We start from the raw sequence: 15,950 nt of genomic DNA on the forward strand, positions 1-15,950 counted from the left end.
GTACGGCGGAACACGTGAAATTCCGTCGGAATCTGGGAGGACCATCTCCCAAGGCTAAATACTCCCTAGTGATCGATAGTGAACCAGTACCGTGAGGGAAAGGTGAAAAGCACCCCGGAAGGGGAGTGAAAGAGATCCTGAAACCGTGTGCCTACAAATAGTCAGAGCCCGTTAATGGGTGATGGCGTGCCTTTTGTAGAATGAACCGGCGAGTTACGATCCCGTGCAAGGTTAAGCTGAAGAGGCGGAGCCGCAGCGAAAGCGAGTCTGAATAGGGCGTTTAGTACGTGGTCGTAGACCCGAAACCAGGTGATCTACCCATGTCCAGGGTGAAGTTCAGGTAACACTGAATGGAGGCCCGAACCCACGCACGTTGAAAAGTGCGGGGATGAGGTGTGGGTAGCGGAGAAATTCCAATCGAACCTGGAGATAGCTGGTTCTCCCCGAAATAGCTTTAGGGCTAGCCTTAAGTGTAAGAGTCTTGGAGGTAGAGCACTGATTGAACTAGGGGTCCTCATCGGATTACCGAATTCAGTCAAACTCCGAATGCCAATGACTTATCCTTAGGAGTCAGACTGCGAGTGATAAGATCCGTAGTCAAGAGGGAAACAGCCCAGATCGCCAGCTAAGGTCCCAAAGTGTGTATTAAGTGGAAAAGGATGTGGAGTTGCTTAGACAACTAGGATGTTGGCTCAGAAGCAGCCACCATTTAAAGAGTGCGTAATAGCTCACTAGTCGAGTGACTCTGCGCCGAAAATGTACCGGGGCTAAATACACCACCGAAGCTGCGAATTGATACCAATGGTATCAGTGGTAGGGGAGCGTTCTAAGTGCAGTGAAGTCAGACCGGAAGGACTGGTGGAGCGCTTAGAAGTGAGAATGCCGGTATGAGTAGCGAAAGACGGGTGAGAATCCCGTCCACCGAATGCCTAAGGTTTCCTGAGGAAGGCTCGTCCGCTCAGGGTTAGTCAGGACCTAAGCCGAGGCCGACAGGCGTAGGCGATGGACAACAGGTTGATATTCCTGTACCACCTCTTTATCGTTTGAGCAATGGAGGGACGCAGAAGGATAGAAGAAGCGTGCGATTGGTTGTGCACGTCCAAGCAGTTAGGCTGATAAGTAGGCAAATCCGCTTATCGTGAAGGCTGAGCTGTGATGGGGAAGCTCCTTATGGAGCGAAGTCTTTGATTCCCCGCTGCCAAGAAAAGCTTCTAGCGAGATAAAAGGTGCCTGTACCGCAAACCGACACAGGTAGGCGAGGAGAGAATCCTAAGGTGTGCGAGAGAACTCTGGTTAAGGAACTCGGCAAAATGACCCCGTAACTTCGGGAGAAGGGGTGCTTTCTTAACGGAAAGCCGCAGTGAATAGGCCCAAGCGACTGTTTAGCAAAAACACAGGTCTCTGCGAAGCCGTAAGGCGAAGTATAGGGGCTGACACCTGCCCGGTGCTGGAAGGTTAAGGAGAGGGGTTAGCGTAAGCGAAGCTCTGAACTGAAGCCCCAGTAAACGGCGGCCGTAACTATAACGGTCCTAAGGTAGCGAAATTCCTTGTCGGGTAAGTTCCGACCCGCACGAAAGGTGTAACGATTTGGGCACTGTCTCAACCAGAGACTCGGTGAAATTATAGTACCTGTGAAGATGCAGGTTACCCGCGACAGGACGGAAAGACCCCGTGGAGCTTTACTGTAGCCTGATATTGAATTTTGGTACAGTTTGTACAGGATAGGCGGGAGCCATTGAAACCGGAGCGCTAGCTTCGGTGGAGGCGCTGGTGGGATACCGCCCTGACTGTATTGAAATTCTAACCTACGGGTCTTATCGACCCGGGAGACAGTGTCAGGTGGGCAGTTTGACTGGGGCGGTCGCCTCCTAAAGTGTAACGGAGGCGCCCAAAGGTTCCCTCAGAATGGTTGGAAATCATTCGTAGAGTGCAAAGGCATAAGGGAGCTTGACTGCGAGACCTACAAGTCGAGCAGGGACGAAAGTCGGGCTTAGTGATCCGGTGGTTCCGCATGGAAGGGCCATCGCTCAACGGATAAAAGCTACCCCGGGGATAACAGGCTTATCTCCCCCAAGAGTCCACATCGACGGGGAGGTTTGGCACCTCGATGTCGGCTCATCGCATCCTGGGGCTGTAGTCGGTCCCAAGGGTTGGGCTGTTCGCCCATTAAAGCGGTACGCGAGCTGGGTTCAGAACGTCGTGAGACAGTTCGGTCCCTATCCGTCGTGGGCGCAGGAAATTTGAGAGGAGCTGTCCTTAGTACGAGAGGACCGGGATGGACGCACCGCTGGTGTACCAGTTGTTCTGCCAAGGGCATAGCTGGGTAGCTATGTGCGGAAGGGATAAGTGCTGAAAGCATCTAAGCATGAAGCCCCCCTCAAGATGAGATTTCCCATAGCGTAAGCTAGTAAGATCCCTGAAAGATGATCAGGTTGATAGGTTCGAGGTGGAAGCATGGTGACATGTGGAGCTGACGAATACTAATAGATCGAGGACTTAACCATATAATATGAAGCTAATGTTATCTAGTTTTGAGAGAATATAAAAAACTTATTGACTTTAAATGTCGAATGAGTTATGATGATTCTTGTCTTAAATGAATATAGTCTGGTAATGATGGCAGAGAGGTCACACCCGTTCCCATACCGAACACGGAAGTTAAGCTCTCTAGCGCCGATGGTAGTTGGGACCTTGTCCCTGTGAGAGTAGGACGTTGCCAGGCTATTTATATCATCGCGGGGTGGAGCAGTACGGTAGCTCGTCGGGCTCATAACCCGAAGGTCGCAGGTTCAAATCCTGTCCCCGCAACCAAATGGTCCCGTGGTGTAGTGGTTAACATGCCTGCCTGTCACGCAGGAGATCGCCGGTTCGACCCCGGTCGGGACCGCCATTTTATATAAAGAAAAGAACGAAACAAGTTGTTTCGTATTTTTTTATTTGTTTTAACAAAAAACTAATAAAGACAGTCAAACTATCCTTAGGAAAACTCCTAAGGACTTTTTTATATATTTAAAACCTGTATAATAAAGAGCAGAGAACATTGTGAGTAAAGTAGGTGAAGTCTGTGAGTAAATATGAAATAACAACAAAATCTTCCGAAGAAACCCAGCGATTATCAGAAAAATTAGGGAGACTTGTAAAGGAAAAAGATGTAATTATTTTAGAAGGTGATCTTGGAGCTGGCAAGACGACTTTTACAAAAGGACTAGCAAAAGGTCTTGAAGTGAAAAGAGTCGTAAATAGTCCTACCTTCAATATTATTAAAGAATATAAAGGAAGATTACCGCTATATCATATGGATGTGTATCGTTTAGCGGAAAGTGAAGAAGATTTAGGATTTGATGAGTATTTCTATGGTGAAGGGATTACAGTAGTAGAATGGGCTCATTTAATAGAAGCATATTTACCGAATGAGAAGTTGCAAATTAGTTTATTCCATGCTGGAGATGATACAAGAAAAATTGTACTCGAGCCAATTGGAGATCGCTATATTAGATTATGTGAGGAGCTATTACAAGATGAAAGTACTAGCAATTGATACTTCAAATTACGTAATGGGTGTATCCCTTATTGAGGAAGGGAACGTGATTGGGGAAATCATTACAAATTTAACAAAAAACCATTCTGTACGTCTTATGCCAGCTGTAGAGAAACTGTTAAAAGAATGCGGTGTAAAACCGAAAGAATTGACTAAAATTGTTGTAGCAGCTGGACCGGGATCATATACAGGTGTTCGTATAGGTGTGACAGCGGCAAAAACATTAGCTTGGTCACTTCAAATACCAATTGTAGGTGTATCAAGTTTGGAAGTGGTGGCTGCAAATGGTACTAATTTTAATGGACTAATTTGTCCTTTATTTGATGGCCGACGTGGTCAAATTTACACGGGGTTATATACATATGAAGGAGAGCGTATAACTTCAATAGAAGAAGACCGAATTATTCTTATTGTTGACTGGTTGCAAATGTTAAAAGATAAAGAACAGCCTGTTTTATTTATTGGTAACGATGTTAAAATGCATAAAGAAACAATTGTAGAATATTTAGGTGATCAAGCTGTATTTGCTCCGTTCACTAAGAATAACCCAAGACCAAGTGAATTAGCATTTTTAGGATTACAAAAAGAAGAACAAGACGTGCATACGTTTGTTCCTAGCTATCTTCGTTTAGCTGAAGCTGAAACAAAATGGTTAGAAAGTCAAAAACAATAGGGGCCTACAGAAGATGGATATGATATTTAGAAAGATGGCACTCGATGATATTGCTCAAATTGTAGCTATTGAAGAAGCATCTTTTTCAACCCCTTGGACTGCAGATGCCTTTCACCGTGAATTAGAGGTGAATGAACATGCACATTATGTCGTGCTAGAAAAAGATGGTCTCGTAATTGGATATTGTGGATTGTGGATAATTATTGATGAATCACATGTAACAAATATAGCTATCCTGCCGGAATACAGAGGTCAAAAGCTAGGGGATGCCTTATTAAAAGAAGTCATTTCCGAAGCGAAAGGTTTAGGAGTAAAAACAATGACACTTGAAGTACGCATGTCAAATGAAGTAGCAAAGCAGTTATACAGAAAATACGGATTTCAAAATGGTGGGATTCGTAAACGATACTATGCAGACAATCAGGAAGATGGTCTTGTAATGTGGGTGAATATATAATGGAAAAAAATACGATTATACTTGGTATTGAAACAAGCTGTGATGAAACAGCTGTAGCAGTTGTTAAAAATGGAACGGAAATCATTGCGAATGTCGTTGCATCGCAAATTGAAAGTCATAAGCGTTTTGGCGGAGTTGTACCAGAGATTGCATCCCGTCATCATGTAGAAGAAATCACAGTTGTGTTAGAAGAAGCTTTAAAAGAAGCGAATATCACTTTTGAGGATATTGATGCAATTGCTGTAACAGAAGGACCAGGTTTAGTCGGAGCACTTTTAATAGGTGTAAATGCAGCGAAAGCTGTGGCTTTTGCTCATGATATCCCTCTAGTTGGTGTTCATCATATTGCTGGTCATATTTATGCGAATCGTTTAGTAAAAGAAGTACAATTCCCGTTACTATCGCTTGTTGTATCCGGTGGACATACGGAGCTTGTTTATATGAAAGAACATGGTTCATTTGAAGTGATTGGTGAAACGCGAGATGATGCGGCAGGAGAAGCTTACGATAAAGTAGCTCGTACATTATCAATGCCTTATCCAGGTGGTCCTCATATTGATCGCCTTGCGCATGAAGGAAAACCAACAATTGATTTGCCTCGTGCGTGGCTAGAACCTGATTCGTATGATTTCAGCTTTAGTGGATTGAAATCAGCAGTTATCAACACTGTGCATAACGCAAAACAGCGCGGTATAGAAATTGCACCAGAAGATTTAGCAGCAAGTTTCCAAGAAAGTGTAATAGATGTACTTGTAACGAAAGCGTCTCGTGCAGCAGATGCTTATAATGTAAAACAAGTGCTTCTTGCTGGTGGAGTAGCTGCTAATAAAGGGCTTCGTGCACGTTTAGCAGCAGAATTTGCACAAAAAGAAAATATAGAGCTAATTATTCCTCCTCTATCTTTATGCACAGATAATGCAGCGATGATTGCGGCTGCAGGTACAATTGCATACGAACAAGGAAAACGCGCTACATTAGCTTTAAATGCAAATCCAGGATTAGATATTGAAGCATAGTTATACACAAAATTAACCACAGCTTGTGGATAAAACCCAAATTATCTGTTGATAATTTGGGTTTTTTTGTGTACATAAAATGTGTATAACTTTTTATCTAGTTGTGGATAATGTGGAAAAGTTATTTGAAAGTTTATATTATAAAGGTGGATATGTGTATAACCTTGTGGATAACATAGAGGAAGTCTGACCTTTGAAGAAATTCTTTTTTGGGAAATAAAAAACAAAGAGATGTCCAAAAAACATTTTGAAACATCCTCCTCTTATTATATAAGGTGCTACTATTGTCAATCCTTGTCGAATGGTTTGTATAATTTCATTTATTATGGTATTGATTCCAAAACAGAAAATAAAAAGGAGGTCATCTCGTCAAAAAGCCCGACTTATGAGACATCCTCCTCTTTTAAATTCTCTTATATATGCAGTTCTTCCCATTCTGCCATACAAGCTTCAAGCTGTTCTTGCAGTGTTTGTTTTTTAGTTGTAATTTCACTAGCCTTTTCATAATCTGCATATATTTCTGGTAAGCAAAGTTGGTCTTCTAACGTAGCAATTTCTTCTTCTAAGCCTACGATATTTTGTTCCAGTTCTTCAATTTTTCGAGTACGTTGACGCTCTAACTGTTTACGTTCTTTTTCTTCGAGATAATTTAATTTTTCTTGTGCCACCACTTTTTGAACAGGTACTTCATCTTCTTGCTCTAGTTCCGCACGTTCAATCATTTCATTTTTCTTTTCAACGTAATAATCGTAATCACCTAAATATTCTTGTGCACCTTCTGTTGATAACTCAACAACGGTTGTCGTTACGCGATTAATAAAGTAGCGGTCATGAGAGACGAATAGAAGAGTACCTGGGTAATCAATTAAAGCATTCTCCAAAATCTCTTTACTATTTAAATCAAGATGGTTTGTTGGCTCATCGAGAATTAATAAATTGGATTTTTGCATCATAAGTTTTGCAAGAGCTAGTCGAGCCTTTTGTCCACCACTAAGAGAAGATACTGGTTTGAGTACATCATCCCCTGTGAATAAAAAGTTGCCTAGTATAGTGCGAATTTCTTTTTCGGGCTGCAATGGATATTCATCCCATAATTCATTTAAAACTCGCTTCGAAGATGTTAAGTTGGCTTGTTCTTGATCATAATAACCAACAGATACGTTTGACCCGAAAGCAACGTTTCCATGTAATAGCTGTAACTTATTCACAATGGATTTTAATAATGTAGATTTTCCAATTCCGTTTGGCCCAACTAAGGCAACACTGTCACCGCGAGTTAAGCGCATATTTACATGTTCAATAATCGGTTCCTGATAATAGCCAATAGTTGCATCTTTCACTTGTAAAACATCATTTCCACTTTGTTTTTCAATATCGAAGTGGAAGGAAGCTGATTTAGAATCGCCTAATGGTCTAGTTAATACTTCCATTCTGTCTAATTGTTTACGGCGACTTTGAGCGCGTTTTGTCGTAGATGCACGAGCTATATTTTTTTGTACAAAGTCTTCCAGTTTAGAAATTTCATCTTGTTGTTTTTCATAACGCTTCATTTCTTGCTCGTATAGAGCTGATTTTGAGTCTAAATATTTACTGTAGTTACCAACAAATCGTCGGCTTTCCTTATTAGAAATTTCGTATACTTGTGTAACGAGTTTATCTAAGAAATAACGGTCATGGGAAACGATTAAAATCGCGCCAGGATAGCCTTGTAAATATTGTTCAAGCCATGTTAGTGTCTCGATGTCCAAATGGTTTGTAGGTTCGTCTAAAATAAGTAAGTCTGGTCTAGTTAATAATAATTTCCCAAGAGCTAATCGAGTCTTTTGTCCACCACTTAATGTGGAAATTTTCGTCTGATGCGTTTCAACTGGGAAGCCAAGACCGCTTAAAATTGAGCGTATATCCGCTTCGTACTGATAGCCGCCTTGATCTTTATAATCTAATTGTAATTGGTCATAATCAGCTAATAATTTCTCATATATAGCCGCATTTGAAAAGTTTTCTTCTTTTCCCATCTCTTGCTCTAGCCTTCGAAGTTTTGTCTCCATCTGCTGCAAGTGTGTAAAGACGGTTAACATTTCATCCCAAATTGTTAAAGACGTTTCTAATCCGGTATTTTGAGCTAAATACCCCATTGAGACATCTTTCGGTTTTATAATTTCACCACCATCATGAGATAACTCGCCAGCTATTATTTTTAATAATGTAGATTTTCCAGCTCCATTTCGTCCGACTAATGCGATACGATCTTTTGTTTGTACTTCCAATTTTATGTTTGCAAGAATCGTTTCTGCACCGTATAATTTCGAAAGCCCATTCACTTGTAATAATATCAATGTTTTCACCTCAAATAATTTCTTAACTTTGCCATGTTTATATTTCTCAATCATACTAAAAATAGTGTATAGTTTAAAATAAAGAGAGAATACTTCTTCTCTTTATTATACAAGGAAATTCATGAGTACTAAACTTCTGTATTTGATTCAAGTATAAGAATAAAGATAGGAAGAGAGGAGAGGTTATATGGATCAGCAAAAAATTCCACAGGCCACTGCCAAACGATTGCCTCTATACTATCGATTTATCCAAAACTTATCTCTTTCTGGTAAGCAACGTGTTTCATCAGCCGAATTGAGTGAAGCGGTAAAGGTTGATTCCGCAACTATTCGAAGAGATTTTTCATATTTTGGAGCGTTAGGGAAAAAAGGATATGGATATAACGTAAATTATTTATTATCATTTTTCCGTGAAACACTCGACCAAGATGATATAACACGCGTGGCACTTATTGGAGTAGGTAATTTAGGGACCGCTTTCTTACATTATAATTTCACGAAAAACAATAATACAAAAATTGAAATGGCGTTTGATGTTAGTGAAGAGAAAGTTGGAACAGAAATCGGAGGCATTCCTGTATATCATTTGGATGAACTAGAAGAACGTTTATCAACTGATATACAAGTGGCAATATTAACGGTACCCGCTACAGTAGCGCAATCTGTGGCAGATAGATTGGCAGAAACGAACGTGCATGGTATTTTAAATTTCACACCAGCACGCTTAAATGTGTCAGAGAATATAAGGATTCATCACATTGATTTAGCTGTAGAGTTACAAACTCTTGTTTACTTTTTGAAGAATTATCCACAATAAAACGCAGAGGAGATGACCTCTGCGTTTTATTATTGTTTTTTCTTTGTGAATTTAACTAAGATAAGGCGAAGTGCCAAATTAAAATCAATTGTTGCCATAACTGCAAATAGTATTGTCCACATATTCCAGATTGTATCTGTTACGTTCGTAATGGCGAAGCGTGTAAAGATACATCCAAGAAGAAAGTACAATGCAGCCATGAACAATGGTGAGTTTCTCATACTAAAAATCCTCCGATAAAGCCTTGCATTTTTTCAGCTTCTTTAATCATTTCTTGAATTTGCTCATTGCTTACTACAACTTGAGCAACTGCAACTAATGTATTCATTGCAACATGAGCTGCAATAGGAACTATAATTCGTTTCGTTTTTACGTATAAAAAGGCGAATACGAGCCCCATAGAAGTGTATACCAATAAGTGAGTAAAATCAAAATGAATCGCCGCGAATACAAGTGAACTAATAATAGCGGCAATAAAGAAGTTAAACTTCTTATAAAGTGTACCGAATAAAATTTTTCTAAATACGATTTCTTCCAAAATAGGTCCTATTATAGATATGACAATAAGGAACCAAGGTGTCGTTCTTGCGATGTCCATAAGTCTTGCTGTATTTTCAGATCCCGGTGTAATCCCTAATAAACGCATTTCGATCATACCGGCAATGCTTTGTGAGAACAGCGCTAAGAAGAAACCAATAAAAATCCACCCAATTGTAGCTGGAACAGTAGAGCGCATTTTATCTAAATGCCTGTCACGAATGTCTGTTCTGAGTAACCAAAGTACAACGCATAATGCAATGAAAAAGCTAATGATAGCCCAATGACCAGTTATGAGTTGAAGTTTTTCCTCTCTAGTAAATCCCCTATTATCGTATAGTCCAGTTTTCAGGAGAAGCGGTAACCCGGCAATGCCTGATAACTGCATTAAAATGTATGTAACGATAATCCACCAATATTGTTTTTTCAAATGGTTTAACCATCCTTTCTAACGCTAGTGTATGAGATAAGGTAGGATAACATGTAAATATGCTACCTACGATATAAACTTTCATTTGAATTATATTTTTTTTGTAAATAAGTATTTGAAAATAAAATAGGAGACAGGAAAAAGTTGTACGTTTAGCGAAAACAACTTAGGGTGTCTTTCATATTGTAACATACAAGAAGTGGGAACAACGATTCATATAGTAAAGGCAGTAGAAGAAGTAATGATATCTAGGAAAGTGCATAAAGTAATTTGCGAAAAAATTATGATTTTTTTACTTGCAAAAGAAATTGAGATTATTTATTATTAGAAGTGTGTTAGCACTCGTGTGACTTGAGTGCTAATAAATAAAATTTACATAACAAAATGAGGAGGTTATTGTTCATGCTAAAGCCATTAGGTGATCGCGTTGTAATTGAACTTGTTCAAGCAGAAGAAAAAACAGCAAGTGGTATTGTATTACCAGAAACTGCAAAAGAAAAACCACAAGAGGGTAAAGTTATTGCAGTAGGTACAGGCCGAGTGCTTGAAAATGGTGAGCGTGTTGCTTTAGAGGTAGCAGCAGGTGATCTTATCATCTTCTCAAAATATGCAGGTACTGAAGTGAAATACGAAGGTACAGACTACTTGATTTTACGTGAAAGTGACATTTTAGCAATTATCGGTTAATTATATACATTTTAAAAATCCAAGGGGGTCAATTATTATGGCAAAAGATATTAAATTTAGTGAAGAAGCACGTCGTTCGATGCTTCGCGGTGTCGACACTCTTGCAAACGCAGTAAAAGTAACGCTTGGACCAAAAGGTCGTAACGTTGTACTTGAGAAAAAATTTGGTTCACCACTTATTACAAATGACGGTGTAACAATCGCAAAAGAAATCGAATTAGAAGATGCATTCGAAAACATGGGTGCGAAATTAGTAGCAGAAGTTGCTAGCAAAACAAACGATGTAGCTGGTGACGGAACGACAACTGCAACTGTATTAGCGCAAGCTATGATTCGTGAAGGTCTTAAAAACGTAACAGCTGGTGCAAACCCAATGGGTCTTCGTAAAGGTATCGAAAAAGCTGTTACTGCTGCAATTGAAGAATTAAAAGCGATTTCTAAACCAATCGAAGGTAAATCTTCTATCGCACAAGTAGCTGCTATTTCTTCGGCTGACGAAGAAGTAGGTCAATTAATCGCTGAAGCAATGGAGCGCGTTGGTAACGACGGCGTTATTACTTTAGAAGAATCTAAAGGATTCACAACAGAATTAGACGTAGTAGAAGGTATGCAATTTGATCGTGGATATGCATCTCCTTACATGATTACTGATTCTGACAAAATGGAAGCAGTTCTTGATAACCCATACATTTTAATTACTGACAAAAAGATTTCTAACATCCAAGAAATCTTACCAGTATTAGAGCAAGTGGTACAACAAGGTAAACCACTTCTTATCATTGCTGAAGATGTAGAAGGCGAAGCGTTAGCTACATTAGTAGTGAACAAACTTCGTGGTACATTCAATGTAGTTGCTGTTAAAGCTCCTGGATTTGGTGACCGTCGTAAAGCAATGCTAGAAGATATCGCAATCTTAACTGGTGGCGAAGTAATCACTGAAGAATTAGGACGTGATTTAAAATCTGCTACAGTTGAATCTTTAGGACGTGCTGGTAAAATTGTTGTAACGAAAGAAAACACAACTGTAGTTGAAGGTATTGGAAATTCACAACAAATCGAAGCTCGCATCGGTCAAATCCGCGCGCAATTAGAAGAAACTACTTCTGAATTCGATCGTGAAAAATTACAAGAGCGTCTTGCTAAACTTGCGGGCGGTGTAGCAGTAATTAAAGTAGGTGCAGCAACTGAAACTGAGTTAAAAGAGCGCAAACTTCGCATTGAAGATGCACTTAACTCAACTCGTGCAGCAGTAGAAGAAGGTATTGTTGCAGGTGGTGGTACTTCACTTATGAACGTATACACAAAAGTAGCTTCTATCGTAGCTGAAGGCGACGAAGCAACAGGTATCAACATCGTACTTCGTGCACTAGAAGAGCCAGTTCGTCAAATCGCAATCAACGCTGGTCTAGAAGGATCTGTAGTTGTAGAGCGTCTAAAAGGCGAAAAAGTAGGCGTTGGTTTCAACGCAGCTACTGGCGAATGGGTTAACATGCTTGAGTCTGGTATCGTAGATCCAGCTAAAGTAACTCGTTCTGCACTTCAAAACGCAGCATCTGTTGCAGCTATGTTCTTAACGACTGAAGCTGTAGTTGCTGACAAGCCAGAACCAAATGCACCAGCAATGCCTGACATGGGCGGCATGGGCATGGGCGGTATGGGCGGAATGATGTAATTCCGTTCTCCCGAAAAACATCCACTTCTATATAGAAGTGGATGTTTTTTTATGTTTTTGAGCGCAGGAAAATAATTTCTGTAGAATTTTGTCGCTTTCTCTCTTGACCATACTGATACTTCATTGTTAGAATCTAGGAAGATAATATAAAACAATCCTTCATATATCCTCGATGATATGGTTTGAGAGTCTCTACCGGGTTACCGTAAACAACCTGACTATGAAGGCAGTGCGTCTTATATTTATAAAGAGCGGAAGACTATCTTTCTTTATAAAGCCAGACCCCTGCCTTTTCTTTGTCATGAGACTAGAGGCGGAGGACTGGCTTTTTTTATTATATTAGTAATGCTTTTCGCCAAATTGGTGAAAATATTTATATACGAGAACTAACGTTGGGGTGATTATTTTGAAGAAGCAGCATGATACAATTATCGTTTTAGATTTTGGGAGTCAGTACAATCAGTTAATAGCACGTCGAATTCGTGAGTTCGGTGTATACAGTGAACTTCATCCACATACAATTACTGCAGAAGAAATTAAAGCAATGAATCCAAAAGGGATTATCTTCTCTGGTGGACCAAATAGTGTATACGGTGAAGGTGCATTACATTGTGATGAAAAAATCTTTGAACTAGGATTACCGATTTTCGGTATTTGTTACGGTATGCAGCTTATGACACAACACTTTGGTGGTAAAGTAGAACGTGCCAACCACCGTGAGTATGGAAAAGCTGTTCTTAAAGTAGAGAACGAATCAAAATTATATGCGAACCTTCCAGAAGAGCAAGTTGTATGGATGAGCCATGGTGACTTAGTAACTGGTTTACCTGAAGGATTCGTAGTAGATGCAACAAGTGAGTCTTGTCCAATTGCTGGTATGAGCAATGAAGCGGAAAACTTATACGGTGTACAATTCCACCCAGAAGTACGTCACTCTGAGCACGGTAACGATTTAATTAAAAACTTCGTATTCGGCGTATGTGGTTGTTCTGAAGGATGGAACATGGAGAACTTTATAGAAGTAGAATTAGAGAAGATCCGTGAAACTGTTGGAGACAAAAAAGTATTATGCGCACTTAGTGGCGGTGTAGACTCTTCTGTTGTAGCAGTATTAATTCATAAAGCGATTGGTGACCAATTAACATGTATTTTCGTGGACCACGGTTTACTTCGTAAAGATGAAGCAGAAGGTGTTATGAAAACATTTAGCGAAGGCTTCCATATGAACGTTATTAAAGTGGATGCACAAGAGCGCTTCATGAACAAGTTAAAAGGTGTAGAAGATCCAGAGCAAAAACGTAAAATCATTGGTAATGAATTCATTTACGTATTTGATGATGAAGCTTCTAAATTACAAGGAATGGACTTCCTAGCGCAAGGTACACTTTACACGGATATCGTTGAAAGTGGTACAGCAACTGCACAAACAATTAAATCTCACCATAACGTTGGTGGACTTCCAGAAGACATGCAGTTCAAATTAATTGAGCCTTTAAATACTTTATTTAAAGACGAAGTACGTGTATTAGGATCAGAACTAGGAATTCCTGATGAAATCGTATGGCGTCAACCATTCCCAGGCCCTGGTCTTGGTATTCGTGTATTAGGTGAAATTACAGAAGAGAAATTAGAAATCGTTCGTGAATCTGATGCAATTTTACGTGAAGAAATTATAAAAGCAGGATTAGACCGCGAAGTTTGGCAATACTTCACTGCGCTTCCTGGTATGCGTAGCGTAGGTGTTATGGGTGACGAGCGTACTTACGATTACACAGTAGGTATCCGTGCAGTAACATCTATCGATGGTATGACAGCTGACTGGGCACGTATCCCTTGGGACGTATTAGAGAAAATCTCTGTACGTATCGTAAACGAAGTAAAACACGTTAACCGTATCGTGTATGATATAACGAGTAAGCCACCAGCAACTATTGAGTGGGAATAGTATTGTAATAAAAAAGATCCATCTATCGTTCATGTATAGATGGATCTTTTTGTTTTCACCCTTAATACGAACGAAAATATAAAAAATTATAAAAATGTTCGTTTTTAAATTGACAAAACCACCTCATCGAGTTAATATGAGTATGTAATTCAAACGAAAAGTGAATATTATGCCGTCGTATAATATCGGGGATATGGCCCGAAAGTTTCTACCTAGCTACCGTAAATGGCTTGACTACGAGGCGTTTTGATAAAGATGAGGGGAAACTTGTCTTTATTCATAGAACGCTTCCATGTATATGCAATGGAAGCCTTTTTTATTTTTATAGATAAAAGAGGGCTAGGGGAAATACGGCGAGTAATCATATAACGGGGGAAACGTAAGATGAAACGCTATTTTCAGTTTGATGAACTCGGCACAAATTATAAAACAGAGTTCATAGCAGGTTTAACGACATTTCTATCTATGGCTTACGTACTATTTGTCAATCCTGCTACGCTGTCGCTTGGAAATGTTAAAGGATTACCGGCAGGTACAGGAATGGATCCAGGTGCAGTATTCGTTGCTACAGCATTAGCAGCGGCGATTGGTTCGTTAATTATGGGGATATTTGCGAAGTATCCGATTGCTTTAGCGCCAGGTATGGGAATAAACGCGTTCTTTGCTTATACAGCAGTGTTAACGATGGGAATTCCGTGGCAAACGGCAATTGCTGGAACATTAATGTCAGGTATTATCTTTATTATTCTTACTGCTTCAGGTATTCGTGAAAAAATCATTAATGCAATTCCAGTAGAGTTAAAGTTTGCAGTAGCGGCGGGTATTGGATTATTCATTGCCTTCCTTGGATTCCAAAACGCTGGAATTATCGTAAAGAATGATGCTGTTCTTGTTGGGTTGGGGGACTTAACAAAGGGCACAACGTTACTAGCAATCTTCGGAGTTGTTACTACAATCATTTTCATGATTAAAAAAATAAATGGTGCAGTTTTCTACGGTATGATCCTTACGGCGATCTTAGGAGTAGCGACTGGATTAATTGATACACCAAAAGCTGTAGTGGGAGCAATACCGAGTCTAGAACCAACGTTCGGGGTAGCATTAACTCACTTTGGAGACATTTTCACTGTTGAAATGGCGATTGTTATTATAACGTTCTTCTTTATCGATTTCTTTGATACAGCAGGTACGCTTGTAGCGGTTGCGAATCAAGCGGGATTAATGAAGAACAATAAATTACCACGTGCAGGTAAAGCGTTATTTGCAGATGCGATTGCAACTGTAATTGGTGCGATTTTAGGTACATCAACAACAACGTCTTACATTGAATCGTCTGCGGGGGTAGCAGCAGGAGGACGTTCTGGATTTACAGCGGTTGTAACAGCAGGGTTCTTCTTACTGGCACTATTCTTCTCGCCGCTATTAAGTGTTGTGACACCAGCTGTAACAGCGCCAGCATTAATTATTGTAGGAATCTTGATGGTTTCATCTTTAGGAGAAATTGATTGGAAGAAATTTGAGATTGCAGTGCCAGCGTTCTTTACTATCATTTCAATGCCACTTACGTATAGTATCGCAACAGGAATTGCAATCGGGTTTATCTTCTATCCAATTACAATGGTTGTGAGTGGTCGTCGTAAAGAGATTCATCCAATTATGTATGTTATGGGAGTTTTATTCGTACTATATTTCATCTACGTTCGTAAATAAAAGGGGTTTTTTGAAAGGTCTAGACTTGAGGGGAGTCTAGACCTTTTTTGCGTCTTCAGAAAATCTTAAGGATTTCCGAGCGTTTTTCTTCAGAAGTTTTCTTATAATAGAAGTTAGGGATTAAAAAAGTGA

At 39.8% G+C, this 15,950-nt stretch carries 12 protein-coding genes, 2 tRNA genes, 2 rRNA genes and 2 riboswitches (1 of these 18 only partly in view); of the genes, 13 read left to right on the forward strand and 3 right to left on the reverse strand.

Going from position 1 to position 15,950, the window contains the following annotated elements:
* The 8 genes from MKX37_RS01475 to tsaD all read left to right on the forward strand — a co-directional run.
* A 23S ribosomal RNA gene (locus tag MKX37_RS01475) occupies positions 1 to 2,504 on the forward strand (it extends 418 nt beyond the left edge of the window).
* Between the two features lie 102 nt (positions 2,505 to 2,606).
* A 5S ribosomal RNA gene (rrf, locus tag MKX37_RS01480) occupies positions 2,607 to 2,722 on the forward strand.
* A gap of 12 nt (positions 2,723 to 2,734) precedes the next feature.
* Positions 2,735 to 2,811, forward strand: a tRNA-Met gene (locus tag MKX37_RS01485).
* 3 nt (positions 2,812 to 2,814) lie between these two features.
* A tRNA-Asp gene (locus MKX37_RS01490) sits at positions 2,815 to 2,890 on the forward strand.
* A gap of 174 nt (positions 2,891 to 3,064) precedes the next feature.
* Positions 3,065 to 3,538 (forward strand): tRNA (adenosine(37)-N6)-threonylcarbamoyltransferase complex ATPase subunit type 1 TsaE, encoded by a 474-nt coding sequence (gene tsaE / locus MKX37_RS01495; protein WP_063226244.1) that lies wholly within the window; start codon positions 3,065 to 3,067, stop codon positions 3,536 to 3,538.
* A complete protein-coding gene (gene tsaB, locus MKX37_RS01500; protein WP_002187506.1) occupies positions 3,519 to 4,211 on the forward strand; it encodes a tRNA (adenosine(37)-N6)-threonylcarbamoyltransferase complex dimerization subunit type 1 TsaB in 693 nt (230 codons plus the stop codon). The genes tsaE and tsaB overlap by 20 nt, the downstream gene beginning before the upstream one ends.
* A gap of 13 nt (positions 4,212 to 4,224) precedes the next feature.
* Positions 4,225 to 4,668, forward strand: coding sequence for a ribosomal protein S18-alanine N-acetyltransferase (gene rimI, locus MKX37_RS01505; protein WP_002063534.1), 444 nt, complete (start codon positions 4,225 to 4,227; stop codon positions 4,666 to 4,668).
* Positions 4,668 to 5,684, forward strand: a complete 1,017-nt coding sequence (tsaD, locus tag MKX37_RS01510) for a tRNA (adenosine(37)-N6)-threonylcarbamoyltransferase complex transferase subunit TsaD (protein WP_002009991.1) — start codon at positions 4,668 to 4,670, stop codon at positions 5,682 to 5,684. Before rimI ends, tsaD begins: the two co-directional genes overlap by 1 nt.
* A gap of 413 nt (positions 5,685 to 6,097) precedes the next feature.
* On the opposite strand, the gene MKX37_RS01515 is transcribed toward tsaD, so the two are convergent.
* Positions 6,098 to 8,020: an ABC-F family ATP-binding cassette domain-containing protein gene (locus tag MKX37_RS01515; protein WP_090835618.1), complete on the reverse strand. Its 1,923-nt coding sequence runs from the start codon at positions 8,018 to 8,020 to the stop codon at positions 6,098 to 6,100.
* Between the two features lie 187 nt (positions 8,021 to 8,207).
* On the opposite strand from MKX37_RS01515, the gene MKX37_RS01520 reads away from it, so the two are divergent.
* Positions 8,208 to 8,837, forward strand: coding sequence for a redox-sensing transcriptional repressor Rex (locus MKX37_RS01520; protein WP_000372704.1), 630 nt, complete (start codon positions 8,208 to 8,210; stop codon positions 8,835 to 8,837).
* Positions 8,838 to 8,866: 29 nt separating this feature from the next.
* On the opposite strand, the gene MKX37_RS01525 is transcribed toward MKX37_RS01520, so the two are convergent.
* Both MKX37_RS01525 and MKX37_RS01530 read right to left on the reverse strand, forming a co-directional pair.
* On the reverse strand, positions 8,867 to 9,058 hold the full coding sequence (locus MKX37_RS01525; protein WP_001246201.1) for a YdiK family protein: 192 nt from the start codon (positions 9,056 to 9,058) through the stop codon (positions 8,867 to 8,869).
* On the reverse strand, positions 9,055 to 9,804 hold the full coding sequence (locus tag MKX37_RS01530; protein WP_002009988.1) for a CPBP family intramembrane glutamic endopeptidase: 750 nt from the start codon (positions 9,802 to 9,804) through the stop codon (positions 9,055 to 9,057). Before MKX37_RS01530 ends, MKX37_RS01525 begins: the two co-directional genes overlap by 4 nt.
* Before the next feature lie 402 nt (positions 9,805 to 10,206).
* On the opposite strand from MKX37_RS01530, the gene groES reads away from it, so the two are divergent.
* The 4 genes from groES (at position 10,207) to MKX37_RS01550 (ending at position 15,818) form a co-directional block, all read left to right on the forward strand.
* The gene (gene groES, locus MKX37_RS01535) at positions 10,207 to 10,491 is read left to right on the forward strand and encodes a co-chaperone GroES (protein ID WP_002009985.1); all 285 of its coding nucleotides are present in this window, start codon (positions 10,207 to 10,209) and stop codon (positions 10,489 to 10,491) included.
* A 37-nt stretch (positions 10,492 to 10,528) separates the two neighbouring features.
* Entirely contained in the window at positions 10,529 to 12,163 is a 1,635-nt protein-coding gene (groL, locus tag MKX37_RS01540) for a chaperonin GroEL (RefSeq protein WP_002029451.1), read from the forward strand.
* Between the two features lie 139 nt (positions 12,164 to 12,302).
* Positions 12,303 to 12,404: riboswitch (purine riboswitch) on the forward strand.
* A gap of 165 nt (positions 12,405 to 12,569) precedes the next feature.
* A complete protein-coding gene (gene guaA, locus MKX37_RS01545) occupies positions 12,570 to 14,108 on the forward strand; it encodes a glutamine-hydrolyzing GMP synthase (RefSeq protein WP_122974556.1) in 1,539 nt (512 codons plus the stop codon).
* Positions 14,109 to 14,263: 155 nt separating this feature from the next.
* Positions 14,264 to 14,365: riboswitch (purine riboswitch) on the forward strand.
* 127 nt (positions 14,366 to 14,492) lie between these two features.
* On the forward strand, positions 14,493 to 15,818 hold the full coding sequence (locus MKX37_RS01550) for an NCS2 family permease (RefSeq protein ID WP_002091603.1): 1,326 nt from the start codon (positions 14,493 to 14,495) through the stop codon (positions 15,816 to 15,818).
* The last annotated feature ends 132 nt before the right edge of the window (positions 15,819 to 15,950 follow it).

Origin of the sequence: Bacillus sp. FSL R5-0709 (assembly GCF_038004785.1) — a bacterium.
GTDB classification, from domain to species: Bacteria; Bacillota; Bacilli; order Bacillales; family Bacillaceae_G; genus Bacillus_A; species Bacillus_A mycoides.